The sequence below is a fragment of the Xanthovirga aplysinae genome, from assembly GCF_009711365.1.
GTDB lineage: Bacteria > Bacteroidota > Bacteroidia > Cytophagales > Cyclobacteriaceae > Xanthovirga > Xanthovirga aplysinae.
Genome location: NZ_SMMB01000645.1, coordinates 1 through 2980 on the forward strand (window position 1 = coordinate 1; position 2980 = coordinate 2980).

General features: G+C 38.7%; 1 protein-coding gene. It reads right to left on the reverse strand.

The features are described 5' to 3' along the window. Positions 1 to 1307: 1307 nt before the first annotated feature. A partial coding sequence (locus E1171_RS03660; protein ID WP_155204193.1) for an alanine/glycine:cation symporter family protein occupies positions 1308 to 2980 on the reverse strand: 1673 nt, incomplete at its 5' end.

Genomic DNA, 2980 nt, shown 5'->3' on the forward strand with positions numbered 1-2980 from the left:
TGGTTGAACATTTAGTAGCCCCCGGCTATAATGGATGAATTTACCAATAAACGGGCATTTATTAGGAGGGAATAAAAACCCAAGTAAATGCCCTAACTCCTAATTCATTAGATACAAACATTTTTGAAAAACTGGATATTTCAAATGTCCCCACAAATGAAATGGAAGTCTTCATTAAGTTCTATTGCCACTTACTTACCTATTGAAAATGTAACCCATACGGGATATTCGAGCTTAATATGAATGAAAATACCTCTAAATATAAATTATTTATGCATTGTCCCTAATAACAGCTCCCCTTCCATTAGGTCTACTATGGCACTCGTCGCTCCTTACACTATGGAGAATATTATTCCGTAAAGTAGTCCTTCAAATATCCCCTAAGCTACACTTGCTGTTCATATTCCTTGAAATCCCCAACCCAGTATATTTTGAAAATAAACTGGACTATAATAACCATTAACTGGATTAGTTGTTCCTCTGACGAGACCTCCTACCAGAATGCAAATCGAAGCATCCCAAATTGCAGTTAAAAAGTTGGTTTCCGGTCTTTTATAGTTATATCCATTATCATACCCCCATGTTTACCAACTAGTAGGTTAAAATCATTAATTACATTATTTCCCAAATAGCCATAGGATTTTGGTCAACATCCCCTACTCCTACTCTTCCAAATCCAAAATTCGCTCTATTTAACATAATAAAGATTATATAAAGATAAATTAAAATGCATTGGCCTATTTTTTTCCTCCAGTGTTGAATTTAAGCAAAATGCAAGTTTCGGCAATATCAACTCACCTCTTCTACAAAGGGAAAAAGACACCAGCCGCACATGTCAATTTCTCGATAAATTCCCCTTCTATAAAGAACTGACGGTCATGGTAAATATAACTATTCCCTTCCCTATGAAACCACTTAATCTTAATTCCAAAACCATTATGGTCATTTGCCTAAAAAGCTGTATCACTTTTCCTTTGAATCCTGATTGGTTTCCATTCTAATCTTTTTTGGTAAACACTATAAGGGTAAAGAACCAAAATTAGAACTATAGTGGATTGGCATTAAGCGCAAACTCAGACAGTAAGGGGAAAAGGATGTTATCATCAGGAGAAAGAGAGCTCAGACACAAGGAATGAGGGTGTGACCATCAGGAGAGCATTTCTTTAGAAAAATAATAGCTGAAGGATTCTAATTTACCGATAATTATTTAAAAGATGCCCCTTTTGAGCAAAGAAAAAACTCCTGCCAAAAATCAATGATGACAGGAGTTTTCCGGATAGTGTCCTATTTTCTTATGAATTTAATTCCTAATCATGGGCTTTTTCGTTGGGATATTCTTTCCTAAAACCATCCCAATAGTCTTTTACTGTTGACTTCATTTCTTTACGCAGCAATAAAACTCCTACAAGGTTAGGAATTGTCATGAGGGCAATACTTACTCCTGCCAGGGACCAAATAATGGTGGTATCCACAAAAGCCCCAAAGACAAAGGCAATCACATAAATTATATTATAATACACCACCGATTTACTACCAAATAAATAGGTCATAGCACGCCCCCCATAATAAGACCAAGAAATGGCCGTAGAAAAAGCAAAGAGCACCAAACCAAAAGAGACAATATACTTTCCAAACTCTCCAAAGAAACCTCTTTCAAAAGCTGCCGTTGTTAAAGGAGCAGAGTGAAGCAAGGATTTTCCTCTAAGCACAATGTTTCCTCCTTGATCATCCAGACTACCTTCCTCCACATTAACTGTTCCATTGAAAAGGCTTCCGCCCTGATAGACCATTACATCTTCCGCAAGGGAATGCGAATGGATGATACTAATAGGATTTACAATTTGACCATTTTTTACTTCCAGCTGCCCATCGAAAGTTGGAAGATCTTCTCCCCCATTAAGGTGTTGATAAAGCAATTCCCTGTCTTGGGTATCTCCCGCTACATATTGCTTGGCAAGAATCTCTGTATCGGTGATCTGGAATTCGTTGGGTAATTTTTCTTTCCATACTCCGGAAGTCAAAAGCACCAACCCCGTAATGGAACAAATTAGAATAGTGTCGATGAAAGGTTCCAAAATAGCCACCATACCTTCAGATACAGGCTCATGGGCTTTAGCAGATGCGTGAGCAATTGGTGCCGAACCTTGGCCTGCCTCATTGGAGAAGAGCCCACGGTTAACCCCCATTTTGTACATAAATGAAAATGAAGCACCTAAAAATCCACCAGCTGCCGCCGTACCTGTAAATGCACCGGTAAACATGGCAGATATGGAAGGTAAAATGTTTTCGTAATTAAAAATAATTACGCCAAAAGCACCAATCAAATACAACACTGCCATCAAAGGTACCAGACGTTCAGTAATCCGGGCAATTCTTTTAATACCACCAATAATAACAAAGCCTAAAGGAATAGCTAGAAATATTCCTGTCATTACTTTGTTAACTCCAAGGGTGGAAAAGAGAGATCCTGAAATACTATTAATTTGTGGAAGGTTACCTGTACCGAAAGAGGAAATGACCGCCGCTATTGCAAAAAGAACAGCCATCCAACGCATATTTAGCCTGTTCTTCATGTAATACATCGGTCCACCCGCAATGGAGCCATCCTCTGCTTTCTCCCGGTATTTGTGAGAAAGTGTTACCTCAACAAATTTGGTGGTCATACCTAAAAAGGCAGTTACAATCATCCAAAACAAGGCAGAGGGTCCTCCTAAATGCACAGCTAAGGCTACCCCGGCAATATTCCCCGTTCCTACCGTACCGGACAGAGCCGTGGTTAAGGCCTGAAAATGAGAAGTGTCTCCTACATCGTCGACTTTATCGTATTTTCCCCGAACAATTCGCAAAGAATGACGAAAATATCGGATTTGAGGGAATTTGAGATATACTGTAAAAAATAAACCTACCCCTAATAGCAGATAAACGAACCATTCACTACTACCAAGGTAGCGATCAATATTGAGTAAAAAATCGTTAAGTA